At 49.3% G+C, this 564-nt stretch carries 1 pseudogene; it reads left to right on the top strand.

What is annotated here, in order from left to right:
• Nucleotides 1–13 precede the first annotated feature (13 nt).
• Nucleotides 14–564, top strand: a pseudogene (locus tag R7P74_RS28280) (aspartate-semialdehyde dehydrogenase); the annotation flags it as partial.

Here is a 564-nt window from a genome sequence, read left to right as displayed (position 1 = left end):
AGGCTGGTAAAGTTACTGGATTGATGCAGCTTCAACATTTCGTATGGCGGAAGATTCGATCATCACGCTAGACGCTGTGAACCTAAAACAAATTCAACATGGTATTCATGGCGGCACGAACACCTTTGTAGGTGGTAACTGTACCGTTAGCCTGATGCTGATGGGTCTTGGTGGCCTGTTTGAAAAAGGGTTGGTGGAATGGACCAGTGCGATGACTTACCAAGCGGCTTCTGGCGCTGGCGCGCAAAACATGCGTGAGTTGATCTCTCAAATGGGCGTTATCAACGATGCAGTAAGTTCAGAACTGGCAAATCCAGCAAGCTCAATCCTTGATATTGACAAGAAAGTTGCAGACACAATGCGCAGCGCGTCATTCCCTACAGACAAGTTCGGCGTACCACTAGCTGGCTCGTTGATCCCGTGGATCGATGTGAAGCGCGATAATGGTCAGAGCAAAGAAGAGTGGAAAGCGGGTGTTGAAGCGAACAAGATCCTTGGTTCGCAAGGTTCTCCAGTTCCTATCGATGGTACATGTGTGCGTATCGGTGCGATGCGTTGTCACTC

It is taken from the genome of Vibrio sp. 2033 (assembly GCF_033339735.1).
This window is presented reverse-complemented; position numbering and strand designations above follow the sequence as displayed.